The 21,372-nt window shown below is 54.8% G+C and carries 16 protein-coding genes and 1 pseudogene; 10 read left to right on the forward strand and 7 right to left on the reverse strand.

Annotated features, from left to right (window positions below; all coding sequences use genetic code 11):
* Nucleotides 1–164 precede the first annotated feature (164 nt).
* Nucleotides 165–1,073, reverse strand: a complete 909-nt coding sequence (prmB, locus tag RHM59_RS07715; protein ID WP_322286331.1) for a 50S ribosomal protein L3 N(5)-glutamine methyltransferase — start codon at nucleotides 1,071–1,073, stop codon at nucleotides 165–167.
* A gap of 259 nt (nucleotides 1,074–1,332) precedes the next feature.
* On the opposite strand from prmB, the gene RHM59_RS07720 reads away from it, so the two are divergent.
* From RHM59_RS07720 to RHM59_RS07755, 8 genes are all read left to right on the forward strand, one after another.
* Nucleotides 1,333–1,923, forward strand: a complete 591-nt coding sequence (locus tag RHM59_RS07720) for a cysteine hydrolase family protein (RefSeq protein WP_322165031.1) — start codon at nucleotides 1,333–1,335, stop codon at nucleotides 1,921–1,923.
* A gap of 214 nt (nucleotides 1,924–2,137) precedes the next feature.
* Nucleotides 2,138–2,458 (forward strand): hypothetical protein, encoded by a 321-nt coding sequence (locus RHM59_RS07725; RefSeq protein ID WP_322165032.1) that lies wholly within the window; start codon nucleotides 2,138–2,140, stop codon nucleotides 2,456–2,458.
* A 105-nt stretch (nucleotides 2,459–2,563) separates the two neighbouring features.
* The gene (locus RHM59_RS07730) at nucleotides 2,564–3,121 is read left to right on the forward strand and encodes a Smr/MutS family protein (protein ID WP_322165033.1); all 558 of its coding nucleotides are present in this window, start codon (nucleotides 2,564–2,566) and stop codon (nucleotides 3,119–3,121) included.
* Between the two features lie 362 nt (nucleotides 3,122–3,483).
* Nucleotides 3,484–4,464 (forward strand): hypothetical protein, encoded by a 981-nt coding sequence (locus RHM59_RS07735; RefSeq protein WP_322286332.1) that lies wholly within the window; start codon nucleotides 3,484–3,486, stop codon nucleotides 4,462–4,464.
* Nucleotides 4,465–4,502: 38 nt separating this feature from the next.
* Nucleotides 4,503–5,393, forward strand: coding sequence for a hypothetical protein (locus tag RHM59_RS07740; RefSeq protein ID WP_322286333.1), 891 nt, complete (start codon nucleotides 4,503–4,505; stop codon nucleotides 5,391–5,393).
* Nucleotides 5,394–5,590: 197 nt separating this feature from the next.
* On the forward strand, nucleotides 5,591–10,654 hold the full coding sequence (locus RHM59_RS07745; RefSeq protein ID WP_322286334.1) for an RHS repeat-associated core domain-containing protein: 5,064 nt from the start codon (nucleotides 5,591–5,593) through the stop codon (nucleotides 10,652–10,654).
* A gap of 488 nt (nucleotides 10,655–11,142) precedes the next feature.
* Nucleotides 11,143–11,688, forward strand: coding sequence for a GTP cyclohydrolase I FolE (gene folE / locus RHM59_RS07750; protein ID WP_322165037.1), 546 nt, complete (start codon nucleotides 11,143–11,145; stop codon nucleotides 11,686–11,688).
* Between the two features lie 85 nt (nucleotides 11,689–11,773).
* Nucleotides 11,774–12,145: a glutathione S-transferase N-terminal domain-containing protein gene (locus RHM59_RS07755; RefSeq protein ID WP_322165038.1), complete on the forward strand. Its 372-nt coding sequence runs from the start codon at nucleotides 11,774–11,776 to the stop codon at nucleotides 12,143–12,145.
* A gap of 337 nt (nucleotides 12,146–12,482) precedes the next feature.
* Here the strand turns inward: RHM59_RS07755 and RHM59_RS07760 are convergent, their stop codons facing one another.
* Both RHM59_RS07760 and RHM59_RS07765 read right to left on the reverse strand, forming a co-directional pair.
* Nucleotides 12,483–12,872, reverse strand: coding sequence for a lysozyme inhibitor LprI family protein (locus RHM59_RS07760; protein WP_322165039.1), 390 nt, complete (start codon nucleotides 12,870–12,872; stop codon nucleotides 12,483–12,485).
* Between the two features lie 26 nt (nucleotides 12,873–12,898).
* Complete coding sequence (locus tag RHM59_RS07765; RefSeq protein WP_322165040.1) at nucleotides 12,899–13,501, reverse strand: glutathione S-transferase family protein; 603 nt, start codon at nucleotides 13,499–13,501, stop codon at nucleotides 12,899–12,901.
* Nucleotides 13,502–13,745: 244 nt separating this feature from the next.
* On the opposite strand from RHM59_RS07765, the gene RHM59_RS07770 reads away from it, so the two are divergent.
* Complete coding sequence (locus tag RHM59_RS07770) at nucleotides 13,746–14,939, forward strand: benzoate/H(+) symporter BenE family transporter (protein WP_322165041.1); 1,194 nt, start codon at nucleotides 13,746–13,748, stop codon at nucleotides 14,937–14,939.
* Between the two features lie 225 nt (nucleotides 14,940–15,164).
* Here RHM59_RS07770 and RHM59_RS25465 read toward each other — a convergent pair whose 3' ends face one another.
* The 3 genes and pseudogenes from RHM59_RS25465 to RHM59_RS07780 form a co-directional block, all read right to left on the reverse strand.
* A complete protein-coding gene (locus RHM59_RS25465) occupies nucleotides 15,165–16,046 on the reverse strand; it encodes a methyl-accepting chemotaxis protein (RefSeq protein WP_416194809.1) in 882 nt (293 codons plus the stop codon).
* A 24-nt stretch (nucleotides 16,047–16,070) separates the two neighbouring features.
* Nucleotides 16,071–17,135: pseudogene (locus RHM59_RS25470) on the reverse strand (HAMP domain-containing protein); the annotation flags it as partial.
* A 190-nt stretch (nucleotides 17,136–17,325) separates the two neighbouring features.
* Nucleotides 17,326–18,276, reverse strand: a complete 951-nt coding sequence (locus tag RHM59_RS07780; protein ID WP_322286335.1) for an LD-carboxypeptidase — start codon at nucleotides 18,274–18,276, stop codon at nucleotides 17,326–17,328.
* Between the two features lie 179 nt (nucleotides 18,277–18,455).
* On the opposite strand from RHM59_RS07780, the gene RHM59_RS07785 reads away from it, so the two are divergent.
* Nucleotides 18,456–19,673 (forward strand): alanine--glyoxylate aminotransferase family protein, encoded by a 1,218-nt coding sequence (locus RHM59_RS07785; RefSeq protein WP_322165044.1) that lies wholly within the window; start codon nucleotides 18,456–18,458, stop codon nucleotides 19,671–19,673.
* A gap of 48 nt (nucleotides 19,674–19,721) precedes the next feature.
* On the opposite strand, the gene RHM59_RS07790 is transcribed toward RHM59_RS07785, so the two are convergent.
* Nucleotides 19,722–21,179, reverse strand: coding sequence for a mechanosensitive ion channel family protein (locus tag RHM59_RS07790; protein ID WP_322286336.1), 1,458 nt, complete (start codon nucleotides 21,177–21,179; stop codon nucleotides 19,722–19,724).
* Nucleotides 21,180–21,372 lie beyond the last annotated feature (193 nt).

The following is a 21,372-nucleotide window of genomic DNA, read 5'->3' on the forward strand; positions in this document are numbered from 1 at the left end:
CTTGCCAACGAAAGCCTCAATGCAGGCGACCCAGGCGTCCGGTCGACATCAACGGCGTAACTACGGGCCTGTTCGCAGGCAAGCCTGCTCCCACAGAGTTTGGCGGCTACATGAGCCTGCGTGGCTTCAAACCACGCAAAAACGCCATGCAGTTTGCTGTGCGATCACACCCGCGAAGCGAACAACGCTTGGTGCTCGCGGCATTGCTCGGCGGTGAGCATGAACACCCCGTGTCCACCCCGTTCGAACTCCAGCCACGCAAAATCGACTTCCGGGTACAGCGCCTCGACGTGAATCTGGCTATTGCCGACCTCGATGATCAACAAACCTTTTTCGGTCAGATGTTCCGCCGCCTGGCTGAGCATGCGTCGTACCAGGTTCAAACCGTCATCGCCACACGCCAGCGCCAATTCTGGCTCATGCTGATATTCGTCAGGCATGTCAGCGAAATCTTCAGCGTCAACGTACGGTGGGTTGGAAACGATCAGGTCAAAGCGCTGACCCGGTAAGCCGTCGAAGCCGTCGCCTTGAACGGTGTAGACACGATCATCGACGCCATGCCGCTCGATATTCAGGTTCGCCACTTCCAGTGCTTCGTAGGAAAGGTCAGCCAGCACCACCTCAGCGTTAGGAAACTCGAACGCGCAGGCAATACCGATACAGCCAGAGCCGGTACACAAATCGAGAATTCGCGCCGGATCTTTTGCCAGCCACGGCTCAAAATGTTTTTCAATCTGCTCGCCAATCGGCGAACGAGGAATCAGCACCCGATCGTCGACGATGAACGACAACCCGCAAAACAGCGCTTCGCCCAGCAGGTAGGCAGTTGGAATACGGTCGGCGATACGGCGCTTGAGCAAGCGCTGCAAATTGACCAGCTCATCGTCTTCCAGGCGGCAATCGAGGTAGCTGTCCGCGATTTCCCACGGTAGATGCAACGCACCCAGTACCAATTGCCGGGCTTCATCCCAAGCATTGTCGGTGCCATGACCGAAAAACAGGTCTTCTTCATGAAAACGACTGACAGCCCAACGGATGTGGTCGCGCAGGGTGCGCAGGCGGGAGGTGATCACAGACAAGACTCCTTAAAAAACGACGGGCGATTCTAACAGCCATGGGCTCAACAAACGATGCTCGACGGCAAGGGCCAAATGCCCACGGCTTTGAACGCAATTATCCGACTGACTGTATTTTTTTTGGGCAGATTGCCATCTTTTATCCGCCTCCAATGGGCTTGCAAGCCAATAACCACGCCACTTGTGAGTATTGCCATTCACAGAACCGCTCAGCCAGAGGAGAATGTCGCAAAAGCGCCACCTGAAGGAGCCCCAGATGTCCGATCCAAAAACGATGTTTCAACTCAGTGGCCGTGGTTATTCACCGGCTAACTTAAGTCATGCCACGCTGATTATTATCGATGCCCAGAAAGAATACATGAGTGGCCCCTTGGCGCTGACCGGGATCAACGAAGCGGTTGCCAATATCTGTAAATTGGTTGCAGCTGCGCGTGCCGCCCATCGGCCTATCGTGCACATTCGCCATTTGGGTACGGTTGGCGGTTTGTTCGATCCCCAAGGCGAACGCGGCGAGTTACTCCCGCAGCTCCTGCCTCAAGGCGAAGAACACCTGGTTGAGAAACGCTTGCCGAATGCTTTCCACGGCACCGAACTGGACGATCTGCTGCAAAAACTTGGGCACCTTGACCTGATCGTGTGCGGTTTCATGAGTCATTCCAGCATCAGCACGACGGTACGCGCGGCCAAAGACTACGGCTATCGGTGCACGCTGGTCGAAGATGCCTGCGCCACCCGCGACTTGCCAAACAAACAGGGGGTCATCAGTGCCGAGGTCGTCCATCAAACCGAAATGGCGATCATGGCTGACAACTTCGCCACGCTCGCGTTAACCAAGGACTTGATCTAAGACGTGCTTGATCCGTCAGCAGCCGGCCTTGGCTGGGTGCGAACCGCCCTCGCCGCTTCGGCGGTTCCAGCGTCATGAAAACCTGTTCCAGCACCGCTACACCGTTTAACCGCCCATCCATTAATCACTTGCATTTGCCTTTGAATACCCCTTATCGGGAACCAGGCGGTCATATACTGGTCAGAGCGCCGATACTCTGAGAGGAAAAATCGGAATGAAAACATCCGATGGTTTCGATGCTCGTCGCTTGCGCCCCAAAGGCCCTGGCAATTGGCGAACGCGCTTTGGCGCCGCATTTGCTGCACTGCTGGCAACCGGCGGGGTATTGCTGATGTTGGCGGGTATCGCCAGCTTGATTGGTCACCCCCCTGCGTTGGGTGACCTCAACGCCAGCCCTCTCGGCGCATCACTGGTAGTGGTTGCCGGAGTGTTCGTGTTGTATGTGGGTGTTTGGTTGTGGCGCCGCTGCCGTCGTCGCCTGCGTCGCACTGGCTCGCTTAATATGTCTCCACACCTGATGAAGAAGCACGATTGAAGCCGCCGCTTTCTGCCTGAAGCGTTGCGCGCTGGGCAAAATCGTTTTATCCGCGCCGAATAAGCCACGACTTGGGTAAACTATCCCTCCTGCGCGGAGGCTCACATGCAAGACGACGATTTTTCCCTGTTCAAGAATGAGATCCGCGGCGTAAAGCCGATCAAGCAAGACCATGCCGACGTCGGCAAACCCAAGACTGACCGTAAGCACATCGCCAAACTGCGCCAGGCCGCAACCGTTCGCACCGATTCGGTGACGGTTGATGGGCTGTCAGATCAGTTTGTGATTGATGTCGGACCCGAAGATGAGCTCAGTTGGTCGCGAGACGGGGTTCAGGAAGGGCAAATGCGCAAGCTCAAGCTCGGCCAGATCAGCTTTGAGGGCAGCCTGGACTTGCACGGCATGACGGTAGAAGTCGCGCGTGAAACCTTGTGGGAATTCCTGGCGGAGGCCACGAAACTCGAAGTCCGTTGTGTGCGGGTGACTCACGGCAAGTCGGTTCGACTGGATGGCAAACGACCGCTGATCAAAAGCCACGTCAATACGTGGTTACGCCAACACCCTCAAGTGTTGGGTTTTTGCTCCTGCCTGGCGAAACACGGTGGTGCAGGCGCGGTTTACGTTGTGCTTAAACGCACAATGATGGAAGGCCGCGACGAGTAATCCCAAGCCAATCGTCATGACATAGAGTTCATCTGCTTCACGGCCCACAGGCGGATGACTCGCTCCATCCTTGTTAATACATTATCTCGAAAAAAAGGTACCAGGCTTTCCCTCAACTAATGGCATTACATATCGAAATCGAAATCGAAATCGACGATATTTAATTGAACCAGCCATAATCGCCAAACGGTATCAACAAACATCTACAGTCACTTGAACCCTTCAGATCGATCAACTAAATTTATACCAGTCCGACTGGCCTGGCGTGCACCCACAGTCCCATACTATGCAGCCACGATGTCACTCCTTCCACGCTGAGAAACTTGCTCGACGGAAGAAACTCCTCTTACAGGAAGTAGCCCATGAAACGCGCTCGAACCACAGCAGGAAACCCTCTCATATGGTTGATTGATATGAACATCGAGACGACTTCCGGCAGCTCGATGTTATATGCCAACGGGCGACAACAAGTTGAAGTCACACTTACCTTAGAAACCAGGGCAGAATTCCCACTTACTGATGCGCAGAAAAAATCGCTGCGCATCGTTGTGGAACAAAGTAATGGTGATTACAGACCCTTACCAGAACAACAACTAAATAATGACTGGTGGTACAGCGAAACAAAAGATAAATACGATTATTACCCCGTAGCCGTCGACCAACAGCCCCGCATTATTAATAAAGAACAATCGTCAAATCAGCCGAAAGCCTTTTTCCAGAAAGTATTCTATGTCCTGTCTACCGCAATTGGAGGAGCCGCGATTAAGCTGCGCGCGCAAGCCTCGAAGAGCGAGGACGAAACGTATCAATCAATCGCTCCACTTGACCACAGCGTTATACTGTCAGCTGTCAGGAAGCCCGACTTCTCAGCGCCAGCCGACTACACCTTTACCCGCAGACTCGTGAGCGGATCTGAAGCGCTCGGCAAGTTTGCCTATGAATACCAACTGCATCCTACATACTTATTTTTTCAGTCAGCAATACTGTACCCACTCGGTATGATTCAATGGGATGATAAAGATCCCGCTGAAACCAGGGCCTCCAACGTCGGCTGCGCTAGCCCAAGCCAATCGGAATTTAATTACAATGAGGACATCGTAATAGGCGCCGCTTTCGAGGCAGAAAGATTACAGTTTGTCACGTATCAAAGCCCAGGCAGATTAACCATCGTCCTGCAGGGCGGCATTAACATACCTTACCATAGCGCCAGTGCAAACACCTGCAACGGCCCCTGTAGACTGGCCGGGATAGACATGAACGGAAATGATCATTCTATCGGGATTAGTTTTACAGGAGTGTCAGGGTTTGAGGCGCGAACCAATCTTGAGCTAATAGATATATAACTCAGCCGCTAATGCCGACCTCACTCGTTGGAGTTTTTATGAAAAAGGATAAAAATGGCACCCACGAACCATCTTCGGTGGTACCCGGCGCACTGACCAACCAAGAAAGTGGCGTCTCTTGGGCGACCCTCAGCTGGTTTCAAATAACTTACAATCAAAGGACACAAGATAATTCCACAGCCCACGTGTACAGGAACGGGCGCCAGCAAGTCCCCATAACCGTAATCATTGAAGCGAGGAACGCTAACAACGAAATTGTCACTCTGGAAAACGGGGAACTTGAGCGGATTTCTTTTTGTCACTATCAAACCGGGATCGAGTTATCGACCCTCAGCCAAACGCGGCACCCGGAGTATGACTACTATCCAGAGTCAACGCTCTATACCTCAGAGCCCGACAGGACCGACAGTTCTTCTCAACCGATTGATGAAGTCAAGAGCAAGGAAAACACAGTTCAACGCCAACAAATTATTAGATGGTACACAACAACCAGCCCCGACACTGTACGCATTGCCGCCAGTATCACTTCACCCAATGGCGACACTTTTCACACCCACAGCCCGGAAGTTGACAGTGGTGGCAAGCCCACCGGCGGTAAATTCAACAGCTCCCTGACTGTGCAACCTCAAACCCCTATTGTGTTTGGCGCGAGCGCTTTCAATGCCTTTCGCCGCGACGCAAATGGCAATGATCATTTCGACGTAGATCTATATGATATTTATTTTATCAATCCACAGTATAAAATCAGAAACAGCGTGCACTACACTGTACAAGCCGACAAATGGCATTACTCCTGGAACAAATCCGACTCCAATAAAGTCCAGACTGCTTACAAGGCTGACCGGTGCCGGATAGTCACCTTTAAAACGTTTGTACCCACCAACAATTACAGCATAACTTTTTATGTAAATGAGTTTTTTGGCAAGTGACGGAAAGGCGTCAGCCAGTCGTATTATTGATAGATACGGTGCACACTACGCAGGGGGAAAACATGACAGCGCTAAGGTAGGTTATATCGACAACTTCGGCAACGAGAGCATCATTTGGGTCAATCACTCCGGTGATGGTAATACAATCTCATTGGGTGACAACCCGGTTGACTAACCTGCGCTCATGGAGGTAGATCATGGAAGAGGGATCCACATACAATCACACACGGCCCTCTTTAACTCGCCTCCAAAATGGCAGTGGGCTTTACTCTCAGGCCAGCAACTTTATCAACCATATTCGAACCGGAGTCGATGCCCGAACCGGTCAATTTACACTTGCACTGACGCTACCCATGGGCGAAGCAAACGCAATGTGTGGACCGTCCGTATCGCCGAATCTCGCATTTAGTCCTTTGGGTTCAGCCAAGAATAATGGTTTTGGACGGGGCTGGGCTCTTACGTTATCTGAGTTAAATCTCAATACTGGCTTATTACGACTTTCTACGGGCGACCAGTACAGCCTTGACCTAAAAAACTCTAACTTCAACGACGAAGGAGAATTGGTATTTTTTGATAAAAAACTGGAGAGCTTCCGTGTTATTTCACAAGGTGACAAAGGCATTAGTTTCAGGATCGAATACAAGTCTGGCGAAACCGAAACCCTGGAATATCAGAGCGAGATGGGCGTTGCTCTATTAGTAAGCGTTCGCTCCCAAGAGGGCCATCACGTTTTTATAGATTGGCTGCCTACCCGCGACGTCGCTTACCTTTTAGCTGTGCGGGACGAATCACGTACTCTACTGGAAATCACACATGATTTCGTACTCCATGACGTTACCCTCGTCGCCAATCCTGGAACTGATCAGTCTTCAACCGTCAAATTGTTGGTAGGCAACAACCAACTGAACGCTGTTGTTCTTTCAGACGATGCCCAAAGCCGCTGGGATTTCATATACGACGAGTACGATTATTTGCTGTTTCCTAGCGACATCAAAAATCCACTAGGCAGCCATGACACTATTTATTACGCCACCGGACTTAATGGTCATCAGCTACCTGCTGGCGCACCATTGGCGTCACTTCCTCGAGTGGCGTCATGGGTTCATAGTCCCGGGCAGGAGCAGCCGGGGACCCTGACTTCTTACGAATGGTCAGGCTCCAACAACCTCTTCGGATACGGCTCCACTCTCCCCATCGACTGGACCGACGGCACTGATAACCTCTACCAATTGGGGGAGTCTTATAACTATGGGGTCACTGAGACCGTTTCGGATTTAACAGGCGAAGAACTGACCACGATCTCGCGAACATGGAACCGCTTCCACCTTCAAACTGAAGAGACCGTCATTAGACAGGGTTGCATTGTCAGGACTACTACGGCCTACGATGAAGACCCGTCGATTCCTTGGCCAGATCAGAAGCCTTGGTGCCAACTGCCCACAGAAATCACCACCGAGTATGAGGACACCACACAGTCACCTTCTGCCCGTCGAACTGAACTGACCGAAACTCGCTATGATGAAACTGGAAATGTCTTATATTTTCGCGCCGCGACCGGGGTAGTCGAAGAGCGGGAATACTATCCAGCGGCAGGGGCAGAGGGTTGCCCCGCCGACCCCTATGGTTTTTCGCGCTGGCTAAAGCAATACACTGTGAGGCCTGCCCTAGTTGAAGATGGCTCAGCTGATGAAGCACCAACGCTGGCGACTCTTTATCGCTATGAACTGTTGCCCTCTCTAATAACAGATTCCAAGGCCCACATCGTCATCCAACAAGAACAAACTGTACAGTTGACTGTATCGGGCCAGCAGTTAATAGACTGCACGACACAAACTTATGTCCGTGATGGCGGAGCACACCATGGCCGTCCCCTTTCGTCCGTGACGACTTTGAACAACTTAGACACCACCACGCTGTACCGATATGAAAACAAAGACAATCAACTGACTGTCTGGGCAACGGTCACTGGCTTTGAAAGAAATGCCGAAAACTCCGTCACCGAGTGCAATGTCCGTTCTACATTCACAGGTTTAACCCAACGTGAGCAAAATCAGAATGGCGTGCAGGCCCTCTATGAACATGACTCATTAGGACGAGTCGTTCGTAAAACGATCACACCTGGCACGCTGTATGAAGCCATAGAAACATGCCGTTTTCAGTTATCGGGACGCCTGCGAGACTCTTTGGTTTCAGTCGAAAAAACCGATGTGAATGGAGCACGGGAGCGGCTGTACCTTGACGGCGATGGACGGGTAATACGTAAAGAGCTCGAAGACGTCGATAACCTGCCTGGGACTTTTCGAGAAGTTTCCCGCAACCAGTACAATGCCATCGGCCAAGTACAAGAGGTGACTACTTTAGACTGGCTACCCGATCAGCTACTTCCCCTGAGTCTGACGACTCGTTATGCCTATAACGGTTGGGGTAAACAAAGTGCTGCGCACCGGCCAGATGGGGTGACCGAACATACGCTCAGCGACCCAGTCAGCCTGGAAACCCGCGCTTGGCTGGAAGGCAGCGACGGTGAACTGGCAGCAGTTACTGTGTCGCTAAACAATATCGCAGGCAGCTCGATTCGCATCCAACAGTACGACCTGCAATGCCAATTATTGCGCACACAGGAGGACCGAAGAGACGGGCTGGACCGTGTCATCGCACAACGCCTGATTGTGCCAAGCGAAGACCAGCCAACTGAGATCCATACTGGCTATGACGTGTATGGCCGAGTGACCCAGACAAAGTTACAAGACGGGACGGTGGTGGACTGGACCTATGCAGCCCATAGCGACGGGGATCATCCGGAGTCAGTCACGGTCTCACCTGCGGTTGGAACACCTATCATCGTGGGGCAGCAAACATTCGACGGGACAGGAAGGCAGCGCAGCTTGAACGTTTTCGGCCGCCAGACCACATTTCTGTATGTAGCAGGGTTGATACCGCCGCAATCCGAAACGACTGCACGCGGGCACATACTTCAGTACCTGTACGAACCATTACTGGACAACAAGCTCATCGGAACCCGTGGCAATGGAGAGAGAGCCGATTATAGTTACGATCTACTGCACGCTCAGATGATTCGGGCATCGGGACGATTGGGCGAGCAAACTACCACCTACGCCAAATCAGGAAAGCCTATTGTTAAAACATGGAACATTGAGGGAGATCAGTACACGGCCTCGTCTCGCTATAGTTTAGAGGGCCGTTTACAAAGTACAACAGATGTAACCGGTGCGGTACATACTATCGAATATGATAGCGTTGGGCGCCCAACCGTACTGAACAGTCAGTCGGTAACAGTGAGTATCGAATATGATGGATTTTCCCGACCATACCGTACGCGGACTGAAGACTCTGGCCACACTAGATTAATAACTCAGGCGTTTTCCTATGACGAATTTGGTAGAGAAATCACCCGAACCTTCTCAATCGCCACTGATAAGGGACCACAACTATTCAACCTGAAAATGACCTATACGGAAAAAGATCAGGTGGCCACCCGGACATGGAGCAACGGTCAGCAGTTGCTACGTGAGGAGTCGTATCAATACGACACCCGCAGTAGGCTCATTGAGTACACTGCATCGGGAATTGACGCCCCGACTGACCCTTACGGCAATATCCTTCAGCGGCAAACGTTTACCCTTAATGCTTTAGACGGCAACGAGAAGGTTGTCACTGAGTACGCTAACGGGCAACTCGATGAGGCATCGTTCACTTACAGCGTCAGCGACCCCACTCAAGTTACACGGGTAACCCATACCCATCCGTCCTGGCCGTCGTCGTTGGAGCTGGAGTACGACGCCCACGGGAATCTGCTAAAGGATGGTCAAGGACGAGACCTAGTCTGGGACGCACAAAACCGTCTGATATCAGTTATAGATGGATCCCGAGCCTGCCATTACCGCTACACACCCATGGGCCTGATAGCTGACCGTATGCTCGACGGAGAAACACAACGGCACTTTTACCAAGGCGACCGGTTAGTTAACACACACGACAAAGACGGTTGGGTAACCTACGTCGGTAATGCAACCGCTGTGTTTGCGCACAGTAGGCTGAGTAACGCTGTGCATGCAGCGACAGATCTCAACGAGCGAATAGCCCCTGCTCACGTGATGTTGCTGGGAGGCGATACGCAAGGTTCGATTTGCCTCGAAGTCGATGAGACGTCACGCACGTTTAGCTATACAGCACACGGAGCGAGTCAGGCGAACCGACCAACAAATGGGATGGGCTTCGCGGGTGAGCTAATGGACGCGTTTACCGGATGGTATATGCCCGGAAGTTACAGGCCCTACGATCCCGTTCTCATGTGTTTCTTAAGCCCTGACAGCGAAAGCCCATTTGGTCGCGGAGGTTTGAACGGATACGCTTATTGCGGTGGCGATCCCGTGAACAATATTGATCCCGACGGGCACGGCTGGTTGACTTGGGTCATCGCCGGAATTGGGCTGGCACTGGCCGTTGCGGGAACTGTCGCATCGCTGGGAGCCGCTACGCCAGCAATTGCAGGGCTGTTTTCCCTCGGCTTGGCGTCACTCACCGCGGGAGGAGCCTTCGCCATAGCGTCGGCGGGTCTCGGCGTGATTTCACTGACGACAGGCGTCGCGGCGATCTCACTGGAGGCTACCGGCGGAGATCAAAAGGCAACCAGCATTCTCGGGTGGGTCTCCATGGGCACTGGTATTGCTTCGACGGTAACCGGATTCATACCGAAGCTCCCCAAGGCCTATGCCAACTTTGTAGGACGCGGCGCCCAAAAGATAGCAGCAGCAGGTACTCCCGGAACGACTCGGACTATTCGGCTCGACAGTTCCGGGGGAGGCGATGTGATGTTTCAACAAGATTTTCTGGGCCGGGGCTTTGCAGCCTATACCACTCATGGGGAACCGTTCGCAAACCTGTTGAGCGCTAGCGGGAAATACACCTCGGCCACCAAAGTGGCCGTTCGCGATATCGCACCCGAGTTGACGGCCATGAGCTACCCCACTGATAAACCGCTCATCCTGGCCGCGTGCTGGGGAGGCCGATCGGGGGCAGCGCAAGAAGTGGCAAACGTAATAAAGCGAGACGTGATCGGTTATAAACACACAATATTGACTTACGATCACATGTATACGCAGAAATTAATGACTATGACAGACGGTCTGGACAACCAGATTCGCTCCATCCGGACAAATCCATTCATGAAAGCGTATGACCGTTTTAATAATATTCCTGATTTAAAACTCGCGCGCCAAACGGTCTATCACCCTAGATAGCTACTTACGGATGGAATAGGAGTCTCATCAACGATAGCGGAAACGGGGTGAAGGCCGCGACGACTAATCCCTCTAGGCGCAGCCTTCCGGTGATGGCTCAAACGGGCCTGAGAAATACCAGGCCCGGCTGACCATCAGTAACGGCGGCCATCAGCATACCGGTGATCATGCCAGTGACCATCATGCCAAGGTCCGAAGAAACAGCCCGACATGGATGAAAATACCGCTACAACAATCATAACTTTTACGAATCGGCTCATCTCACTCACTCTCTTCACGGCAGGTATTTGTTACCTAATAATTCAGACAGCGCAACTGACAGGATGATGGAGCGACGACTGTAAAGGTTCGGTAAAGATCTGAATTGACTGCAATTAATGTCTGTTCCTTGGCGCCGGGCCTCGGCTTACACGTCGCAGGAATACACCTGCCTGCCTACGTACGCTACTATGTCGCCCATTATTGAACCCACACGGAAACACAGCCCTGTGACACTGGAACAGAATTACACCGCGATTTTGGGTCAACTGGGCGAGGACGTTTCTCGCGAAGGGTTGATCGATACGCCTAAGCGTGCGGCCAAGGCTATGAAGTACCTGTGCCGCGGGTATGAACAAACCCTCGAAGAAGTCACCAATGGTGCCCTTTTCAGCTCCGACGCCAGTGAAATGGTCTTGGTCAAAGACATTGAGCTGTATTCGTTGTGTGAGCACCATTTGCTGCCGTTTATCGGCAAGGCCCACGTCGCCTATATTCCCAACGGCAAAGTGCTTGGCCTGTCGAAAGTCGCACGCATCGTTGATATGTACGCACGTCGGTTGCAGATCCAGGAAAACCTCAGCCGCCAGATTGCCGAAGCAATCCAGCAGGTCACCGGTGCATTGGGCGTGGCAGTGGTCATTGAAGCCAAGCACATGTGCATGATGATGCGCGGCGTCGAGAAGCAGAACTCATCCATGATCACGTCGGTGATGCTGGGTGAGTTTCGCGAAAATGCGGCCACGCGCAGCGAATTCCTCAGTCTGATCAAGTGATCTGTCGTTTAGGTGCCGCACGGTTAAAATCGTCTGCACCTGAACAGCGCCATCTCCGCTTTACCCCTTACCGCGAGGCATCATCGTGTTCATGAAGGCTTTAAGGGTTGGCTTGGGCCAACTCATACTGTTGATCGACTTCATTACCCGCCCGAGTAAAAAACAGCGCACCCCCGCTGCTCAGGCGTCTGTCGACCAATCCGCGCAAGACCTGACCCTGTATCAATTCCACGCCTGCCCGTTTTGCGTTAAAACCCGCCGCACCCTGCGCCGTTTGAACGTGCCGGTTGCCTTGCGTGACGCGAAAAACAACGAACTGGATCGTCAAACGCTTCTGAACGAAGGCGGCAAAATCAAAGTGCCCTGCCTGCGTATCGAAGAAAGCGGCCAGACTGTTTGGATGTATGAATCCAAGGTCATCATCGACTACTTGCAACAGCGGTTTGCGGCGGTTTGACCGCACACGGTTTGCCAGACCTACCGCTTCCCGAATGATTCGGTCCCACGGATTCTGGCGACACATAAATTTCTGTAACAGCCGAAGGCTGCGATCAGACGTTCAATGCCTACTCTTGCGTTTCTGCCGACGTCTCTGTGGGAGCTGGCTTGCCAACGAAAGCGTCATTGCAAGCGACCCGGTTTTAAGGTCGACATCAGCAGCGTGACTACCGGCCTCTGCGCAGGCAAGCCTGCTCCCACAGTCTCCCACGCGTTGACGGACCACCTCAGGGCATGAATTAATTCGGGCCCACAGATTGAGCTTCTAGCGTTATTCAGGTGGCGCCCATCTCAAATCAATCAGGACATCCACCCTCTCGGCAGGAGACATACGCTTTCAACTGCTCCACCCGCTGCAGGGTAAGTGCAGCCATGCATTGCGCGTGCAACAGTGGCCAGATGGTCCCCGAGTCCTCCGGCTTGCCGACTTGGTATAAGCAATCGGCGTCGCGGAAAGCAATCCACTTGATCTGCGCGTTCTTCAGCGCCAGTTTGCGTGCTGGGGTTGTCAGATACGCCATCTGCGTCTGGTACTGCCGGTTCAAATCAGCATCAGCACTGGCTAAGTCTCGGTCGGCGCAGGCGTTCATGGCTGCCTGATTGGCATCACAGTCGTCCGCCATAGCGGTTGGCAGGTTCACCCAGCCGATGCCCAACGTCATAACAGCGGCTATCAAATAACGCATTGCTGAATACTCCTTAAATGTCAGCATCAGTCCAACATCCCAACATAACCCGGCTGCTGTGCAACCCGTACAAGCCAATGGCGAATAGCTGGGTAGGTTTCAAGGTCAAAGCCTCCTTGATGGGCAACATGGGTATAGGCATATAGCGCGATGTCCGCGATGGAGAATGCATCGCCCACCAGAAACGGCGTTCGGGTGAGTTGTTGTTCCATAACCGCCAGCGCGCGATAACCGGCTTTTTGCATGGTGCGATATTCCTTCATGCGCTCTTGCGGCAGCCCCAGATAGAACTGAATAAACCGGGCGACCGCGATATACGGTTCATGGCTGTACTGTTCAAAAAACTGCCATTGCAGCACTTGAGTGCGCAAGCGCGGTTCACTGGGCAGGTATCGGCTGCCATCGGCAAGAAAATTCAGGATCGCGTTGGATTCCCACAAATACGTGCCGTCTTCCAGTTCCAGCACCGGAATTTTGCCGTTGGGATTCATCGCCAAAAACGCCGGCGTCTCTGTTTCGCCGCCAAGAATGTCCACCGCCACCCAGCGGTAGTCGATGCCCAAAAGGCTAAGCATCAATTTGATCTTGTAGCAATTACCTGAGTTGTAATCGCCATAAACCGTATACATAGACCTCTCCCCGCTACGTGCCTTTCATAAACACCATTACACGCGAACACCACAAGCGTATGACGTGATTCAAACTGGCTGCGAGTATATCGCGACGGCCCGCTTCAAGCAGCTGACTACAATTACGCCGCTGTCGCCGGATTTATTGACTGTACGGCTCATTGTGCCGCTCGCTGTATTGCAACATACGGTAACCACACGGTTTAGGCTTACGCATGACCAGACGATGTTAAGGAAAACCCGTATGACCGATGCCACCACCCCCGCTCGCCTGCGGCCGTTTGCCGACAGCTCGCCGTCTGCTGTAGTCGCCGGCTTCATCGCGATGATGACCGGCTGCACCAGCTCATTAGTGCTGATGTTTCAAGCGGGCCAAGCGGCCGGTTTGACCAGTGCGCAGATTTCATCCTGGATCTGGGCGCTATTCATTGGCATGGCTGTTTGCAGTATTGGCTTGTCGTTGCGTTACCGCACGCCGATCACGGTGGCTTGGTCGACGCCGGGCGCGGCACTGCTGATCACGAGCCTGGGCGGCGTCTCCTACGGCGAGGCCATTGGTGCATTCATCACCTGCGCCGTGCTGGTGATTGTGTGCGGTGTCACTGGCAGTTTCGAGCGTCTGGTGAAGCGCATACCCGCGTCGCTGGCGGCGGCATTGCTGGCAGGGATTCTGTTCAAGATAGGCAGTGAAATCTTCGTCGCGGCGCAGCATCGCACAGGCTTGGTGCTGAGCATGTTTTTCTGCTACTTGCTGATCAAACGTGTGTCGCCGCGCTATGCCGTGCTCGCCGCGTTGATCGTCGGCAGCGCAGTGTCGGGCATGCTCGGCCTGTTGGATTTCAGCGGGTTCGCGTTGGAAGTAGCCACGCCGATTTGGACCACGCCGTCGTTCTCGCTGGCGGCCACTATTAGCATTGGCATCCCACTATTTGTGGTGGCGATGACATCGCAAAATATGCCTGGGATCGCCGTGTTGCGCGCCGACGGCTACACGGTACCGGCCTCGCCACTGATTTCGGTGACCGGCGTTGCGTCGCTGTTGTTGGCACCGTTTGGCTCTCACGGGGTCAACTTGGCGGCGATCAGCGCGGCGATCTGCACCGGCCCGCACGCCCATGAAGACCGCGACAAACGCTATACCGCCGCGGTCTGGTGCGGAATTTTCTACGGCATTGCTGGCGTGTTTGGCGCGACACTGGCCGCTTTGTTCGCTGCTTTGCCCAAAGAACTGGTGCTGTCGATTGCTGCGCTGGCGTTGTTCGGCTCGATCATCAACGGCCTGACCGTCGCCATGAACGAACCCAAAGAGCGTGAAGCTGCACTGATCACCTTTATGGTCACCGCATCAGGCCTGACACTGTTCTCGGTTGGCTCGGCGTTCTGGGGGATTGTTGCCGGGGTGCTGACGTTGATCATTTTGAACAGCCACAAGGGCTGAAATCTTTAGGAGCCAACGTGTTGGCGAAGGTCCTTCGGACCTTATCGCAGCCTTCGGCAGCTCCTACAGAATCTGTGTAGCGCCAAAAACCGTGGGACCGAATTTATTCGGGAAGGCTTCAGTCCTGACACCCTGCAACCTCAAACCACACAAAGTGCCACCCAGTTTGCTGCGCGACAGCGCGGCGTCGAAGACGTGGCGGACCCTCCTACAGTGCATAGACCATCAAAGCCGGAAATGCCCCACCATCCCCTTAAGCTCGGCACCCAACTGCGCGAGTTCAATACTGGAAGCTGCGTTGCCTTGCATGGCCATGGCCGACTGGTCAGCGCTGGCGCGAATGCTGGTGACGCTGCGATTGATCTCTTCGGCGACTGAGCTTTGCTGCTCGGCTGCTGCGGCGATTTGCTGGTTCATCTGCTGTATCAACGACACCGCTGCGGCGATGCTGCCCAGTGCGCTTTCGGTTTGCAGTGCGTCGCTGACGGCCATCTTCACCAATTCACCGCTGCTCTGAATCTGCGCAACGGAAGATTGCGCACCGCTTTGCAAGCTGACAACCAAGCGTTCGATTTCTTCGGTGGATTGTTGGGTGCGCTTGGCCAGCGCGCGCACCTCGTCAGCGACCACGGCGAAACCGCGTCCCTGTTCACCGGCACGGGCGGCTTCGATGGCAGCGTTAAGCGCCAACAAATTAGTCTGCTCGGCCACGCTTTTAATCACCCCTAGCACCTTGCCGATGTTATGGATCTCCGCGCTGAGGTTCTCGATGCTTTGACTGGCGGAGGTAGAAGAAGTGGCCAACGCCTCGATCCGCTGCATGCTTTGACGAACCACCTTCTGGCCACTTTCGACCTTGTCGTCCGCGGTTTGCGCGGCGAGCGCGGCCTCTTCGGCGTTGCGCGCCACATCGTGCACGGTGGCGGTCATCTGGTTCATGGCCGTGGCAACCTGCTCGGTCTCTTCGCGCTGGCTATTGACCTCCATGTTGGTTTGCTCGGTCACCGCCGACAGTGAATGGGCAGACGTTGCCAATTGCTCAATTCCCGCCTGCAAACCACTGACAATGCCGCTCAAACTCGCGCCCATCTGCTGCATGGCGAGCATCAGTTGACCAATCTCATCACGACGACTCACCGCGACCGTCGCGCTCAGATCGCCTGAAGCAATTTGCTGTGCGGCACGAATCACGCTGCGCAACGGCGCTACGATCAATCGCGTAATGATCCACGCCGCAATCAGGCCTACCAAAATCGCCAGCCCCGACGAGCCAATGATCTGAATGGAGTTGGTTTTAAGTTGCGCCTGCATCGCTAGGTCTTGAGCCGCATAGGCCTCATTAACCCGCTGTACGACCTGCTTGGCATTGTCGGCGAGCTGCACGTTGACTTGTGCTTCGTTGGCAAGCAGACCGGTGTACTCGTTCAATTTTTCAGTGAAGTTCGCGATATGTGTGCCGCATTCTGTAAGGACGGTCAGATAACCCGAGTCCTTGACCACGGTTTTCAGCTGTTCGGCCAAGGCCAAGGCCTGGTCTGCCTGTTCGATCTTGCCTTCTTTAGGCGGTTCTCCTGAGCCTTGCTTGCGGCTTTGATCAAGGCGCACACGGGCCTCGTCCATGGCTTGAAGCATTAACCGCGAAACCTGGCTGACCTGACTGGCCTGATCGAGGAATTGAGCACCGTCCTTGCCTTGTGACTCTTTCAGCGCATAGGCGCCGTCATCCGCCAATCCGCTTTGCAGCACATCGAGGTTGTTGGCTACGCTGGACACCGACCAACTGGCCATTTCCAGTGCCAGGTCTTTGCTCTGACTGATGCTGACGAATTGATCAAAGGATTTGCGGTACGCCGTGAGCCCAATTTGTACCTGACCCATCATGGCCTGATTGGCAGTCGATTGGCCTTTGAGTTGCTCGGCCAAGGCTTGCAGGGCGTCGATGCCGGCGTGAAGGCTTTCGACCACTTTCGGGTCGCCGTGCAGGGCGTAATCCTGTTCTTGCAAACGCACCTTGAGCAGCCCGCTATTGAGCGTGGACATCTGCTTGAGGCCATCGAAACGCACGTCGATGGTCTGCAGCGACCAAACTCCGATAGCCGCGACCACGGCGGTCAACAACAGGACCAGCGTAAAACCAATTCCCAGCTTCTTGGCCATTCCGAGGTTGGCAAATCGTGCTTGCACGGCCGAAATCATAGCGCTCAATTCCCATTTGAATGTCAAAGGTGCTCAGGCTATTGATCAAGCCATTCTATGCATGTGCAGATTCTCAACGGGACCGCCCTAGCACAAGCCTCTGGCGCCGGAATAATGGCAAAAAGCTAGCCGTCCGTCGTTTTTAGAATGCTGGGTGTCGGCCAAACCGTGAACGTCTGTGCAGAGACGCTTAATAGCAGGCGGGCGCCACCCACAAGGTACCCGTATCGGCATCGAGCGTAGCGTAGGTTCCCAGCGGCACCGCGATGTTCGGATCGCCATGGCCGATGGACAACCCGCCCAGTACCGGAACGCCAAGATCACACAATCGCTCGCGGAGCACATCCACCAAGGTGACTTGACCCGATACGCCCAGTGGTTCGCTGAACTGCCCCACCGCGATACCCGCCACCCGTTGCAGGATGCCGCAATTGCGCAGATGCGTGAGCAATCGATCAACCCGGTAGGCTGATTCACCCACGTCTTCAATCAGCAGGATCGCGCCGTTCAAATCGGGCATGAACGGCGTACCCACCGATGTGCTCAGCAGGCTCAAATTGCCGCCCAGCAAAAGGCCATTGACGATACCTTGGCGGCGAACGCCCACTGTGGCCTCTGTCGGATCGGCCTTGATCAGCGTCGGCTCGGCGGTCATCAGCGTGTGTTTGACGCTGCTATTGGTCAGACCGCCCCGTTCGAGCTGAGCCCCCACCGGACCATGAATCGTCGCCAGGCGTGCGTTGCACCACAGGGCCGCATGCAGCGCGGTGATGTCGGAAAAACCCAGCACCAGCTTCGGATCACGCCGAACAGCGTCGAAATCCAAATGTTCGATAATGCGCTGCACGCCATAACCGCCACGGTTACAGATCACCGCGCGAATCTCGGGATCAGCCAAGGCGTCGTTAAGGTCTGTCGCACGCTGCTCATCGCTGCCCGCGTAAAACGAATACTTGTCCAGCGCATGCGGGTAAACGCGTGGCTGCAGCCCCCAACTGGTCAGCACCTTGACTGCCGCTTCCACTCGGGCCTGAGGCACAGGCCCAGCGGGCGAAACCAGTGCAACGGCGTCTCCGACCTGTAGCCGTTGTGGGTGAAGTGTCGGTTGATCGGTGCGTAGTCGAGTGTGATGAAAATCCATGATTTATCACTGCCCCCAGATTTCGATGAGGCAGTTAACCACAAAATCGCCCGGCTGTTCCGCTCCCACGCCATGCGCGGCATGAACGCAAGGCTCAGTTGGAGTATGCTCAGCCACGTCTGAAACAGCGCTCCGCTGACTGAGTAGCGCCCCTATTTTTTCGCTCAATAAAGAACGTCATGAACATTAAAATCCCGTCTTCTATCATTGCGCTTGACCAAATTCTGCCTCAGGAACCCCTACTGATGATGGGTGCGGGACCTGTGCCGCTGCCGCACAAAGTCGCGTACGCCAACTCGATCGTCATCAATCACCTGGGCGACGTCATGAACCAGGTCGTTGATCAGGTCAAGGACATGGGCGCCTACGTGTTCCAAACGGCGTCCAAGCACGTATTGGGCGTAGCTGGACCGGGCTCGGCAGCGATGGAGATGGCGATTTGTAATTTGGTCACCCCGGGCAGCAAGGTGCTGTCGATCACCAATGGCTACTTCAGCCGACGCATGGCCGAGATGTCCACCCGCGTCGGCGGCGTAGTCACCGTGTTGGAAGTGCCGGACAACCAGGCGGCCAATCCTGAAATTGTTGAGCAGTACCTGAAACAGGGCGATTTCCGCACGCTGACCATCGTTCAGGGTGAAACCTCAAACACGGTTTATAACCGCGAGCTGGAAACCATCTCCCGGCTGGCGCATTCCTACGATTGCGCGGTGATTGTCGATGCAGTGTGTACGCTGAGCACGATGCCGTTCGACATGGACGAATGGCAAGTCGATGCAGTAATCACCGGTGGTCAAAAAGGCTTGTCGTCTATTCCCGGCGTCTCGCTGCTGGCGTTTTCCGATTACGCATGGGAGCGCATCGAAGCGCGTAAGCAACCCATCGCTCATTGGTGCCTGGACGCAATCTTGGCTGATAAATTCTGGAACAAGCGCTCGTACCACTACACCGCTCCGGTTTCCGGGATTCTGGCGCTGCACGAAGCGCTGCATCTGGTGTGCGAAGAAACCCTGCCGCGCCGTTTCCGCCGCCATGAGCTGTGTTCCAAAGCACTGCAAGCCGGCATGGAAGCGATGGGGCTCGAATTGTTGGTGCCCGAAGAAGTACGCCTCAATTCAGTGATCGGCATCAAAGTGCCAGACGGGGTTTCTGCGGATGTCGTCAGAGACCACATGACGGCAGTTCACCGGGTCGAAATTTCCGGCTCGTTTGGCTTGAACATCGTGCGTATCGGCCAGATGGGTGAGCAAAGCCGAGTGCATAACCTGTTTCGGACCCTGCACGCCCTGGGCTCAAGCATGCGCCACGCCGGAGCCTCACTGGACCTGCCCACCGGTATTTCCGAGCTGGAGCGCTACTTATCTCGCGACAGCCTGACGGCAGCGGCTGCCAACTGAAACGACGGTCTGACCAGCCCCTGAGCGGCGGGTCAGACCAAACGGTCGTTAGCGCGGCGGCTGGGTTCGGTTCACGTTTTTGCGTAACCAGTGCAAGAAGCCGCCCGGTGCAATTTCAACCGGCTTGTACTGCTGCAACATCGCCGCTCTGGCTTGCGCGCGCAAACGCGCCAGGCCGACCAATACGCCCCTTAGCTCGGGGTGTTGATCCAGCCAAGGTTCCAGGTCTTTCGCGTCAATGAGATAGACCAAACAATCAGTTCGCGCGGTAAAACGCACCGCCGATGCCGACTGGTCGATAATCCCGCTTTCGCCCATCACCTCCCCCGGCCCCATACGGCCCAGCTCGCACCAGCCTTCGGTACGTTCGATGTCGACCGATACCACCCCTGATTCAATGATCAGCAGCGACTCGGGCACTGCGCCTTGAGGAAGAATGATTGCCCCTGCCGGAAACGAACTCAGACGCATGTGCTGCTCAAGCTCGGCGCGGTCTTCATCGCTGAGCCCGCGCAGTGCACTGACGCTGTTGAGTGCAGCCAACTGACGGGTTGCAGGCTGCGGCTGTTTCCAGTTTTGGCGAATGGTTTCCGAGGCATTCAGCTGACGGTAGATCAAGTCATACAGCTGATTTCGCACTGCATCGCGGCGATCTCTGGATTTAACATAGCCCGTGATCTCATATTCCACGCTACGCAGGCTAGATATCTTGACCACCGCACCGCCTTTAGGCTTGGCCAGCAGCTCCCGACAGCCTTGCAGGGCTTTTTCCAGAGAATCCAGCACCAGACTCGGGCGCAAGCGTACCGGCAGCTCAATGGTCAGCACCACCGAATAAAAATGACCTGGGCGGCTGAGGTTGACGATGCGCGTCTTGGCCGCCATGGCGTTAGGAATGACCACCATGCTGCCTGCGGACGTCAGCAAATAGGTCGAGCGCCAGTCAATTTCGATGACCTTGCCTTCGACGTCATCGACACTGATCACGTCGTCAACGCGGAACGGTTTGGTGGCGTTGAGGACAATGCCGGAGAACACATCGCCCAACGTACTCTGAACGGCCAGACCCAGAATGATTGCCACCGCGCCGGACGTGGCGAGCAGGCCTTTGACCGGCAAATCCAGCACGTAAGCCGCCGCCGCAACGGTCGCAACCAGAAAAATAATGGCGCCCATCAAATCCTGAAGCAGATGCCCTTTGCCGCCGATACGCGGCTCCAACACCACCACCGCCAACGAGGTCAAGGCTCGCGCGCCGAACAGCCACCACGTGATCGCCAGCAAGGTCGCCACGGTATGGCGAGCCGGGGTGAAGCCCTCAGGGACCGGAAATAACGGACTCAGACCACCGTTCAAGAGAGCGACACTGAACAACAGAAAAAGCACCAGCCGCACCACCATCTTGCGGCGCATAAAACGAGGATCGACCCACTGCCAAACAATCATATCGATCACTAAAAACAGCGAAGCGCTCGCCAGCGGATAAGCGAACCACAAGGAATCCATCGACACACTCCAGACACATCGGCAGCCACAAGCAGCGAGCTTAGCCGATCACAGTCCAGAGCGGGCGAGGTGGCGCGGCCGGAGCGTTGCCTTCGTCGGCAAGCCGACTCACAGGATCTCCATCCCACACTGGATATCAGTCGGGCATGGAGCTGTGGGAGCAGGCGTGCCTGGGAAGGGGTCACTGCCTACC

Origin of the sequence: Pseudomonas sp. MH10 (assembly GCF_034353045.1) — a bacterium.
In the GTDB taxonomy this organism is placed as follows: domain Bacteria; phylum Pseudomonadota; class Gammaproteobacteria; order Pseudomonadales; family Pseudomonadaceae; genus Aquipseudomonas.

Coding starts and splice junctions, on each gene's coding strand:
- RHM59_RS07720 (WP_322165031.1), top strand. CDS start 1,333: ATGTCCGATCCAAAAACGATGTTTCAACTCAGTGGCCGTGGTTATTCA.
- RHM59_RS07725 (WP_322165032.1), top strand. CDS start 2,138: ATGAAAACATCCGATGGTTTCGATGCTCGTCGCTTGCGCCCCAAAGGC.
- RHM59_RS07730 (WP_322165033.1), top strand. CDS start 2,564: ATGCAAGACGACGATTTTTCCCTGTTCAAGAATGAGATCCGCGGCGTA.
- RHM59_RS07735 (WP_322286332.1), top strand. CDS start 3,484: ATGAAACGCGCTCGAACCACAGCAGGAAACCCTCTCATATGGTTGATT.
- RHM59_RS07740 (WP_322286333.1), top strand. CDS start 4,503: ATGAAAAAGGATAAAAATGGCACCCACGAACCATCTTCGGTGGTACCC.
- RHM59_RS07745 (WP_322286334.1), top strand. CDS start 5,591: ATGGAAGAGGGATCCACATACAATCACACACGGCCCTCTTTAACTCGC.
- RHM59_RS07760 (WP_322165039.1), bottom strand. CDS start 12,872: ATGCGTTATTTGATAGCCGCTGTTATGACGTTGGGCATCGGCTGGGTG.
- RHM59_RS07765 (WP_322165040.1), bottom strand. CDS start 13,501: ATGTATACGGTTTATGGCGATTACAACTCAGGTAATTGCTACAAGATC.
- RHM59_RS07770 (WP_322165041.1), top strand. CDS start 13,746: ATGACCGATGCCACCACCCCCGCTCGCCTGCGGCCGTTTGCCGACAGC.
- RHM59_RS25465 (WP_416194809.1), bottom strand. CDS start 16,046: ATGCTCGCCATGCAGCAGATGGGCGCGAGTTTGAGCGGCATTGTCAGT.
- RHM59_RS07780 (WP_322286335.1), bottom strand. CDS start 18,276: ATGGATTTTCATCACACTCGACTACGCACCGATCAACCGACACTTCAC.
- RHM59_RS07785 (WP_322165044.1), top strand. CDS start 18,456: ATGAACATTAAAATCCCGTCTTCTATCATTGCGCTTGACCAAATTCTG.
- RHM59_RS07790 (WP_322286336.1), bottom strand. CDS start 21,179: ATGGATTCCTTGTGGTTCGCTTATCCGCTGGCGAGCGCTTCGCTGTTT.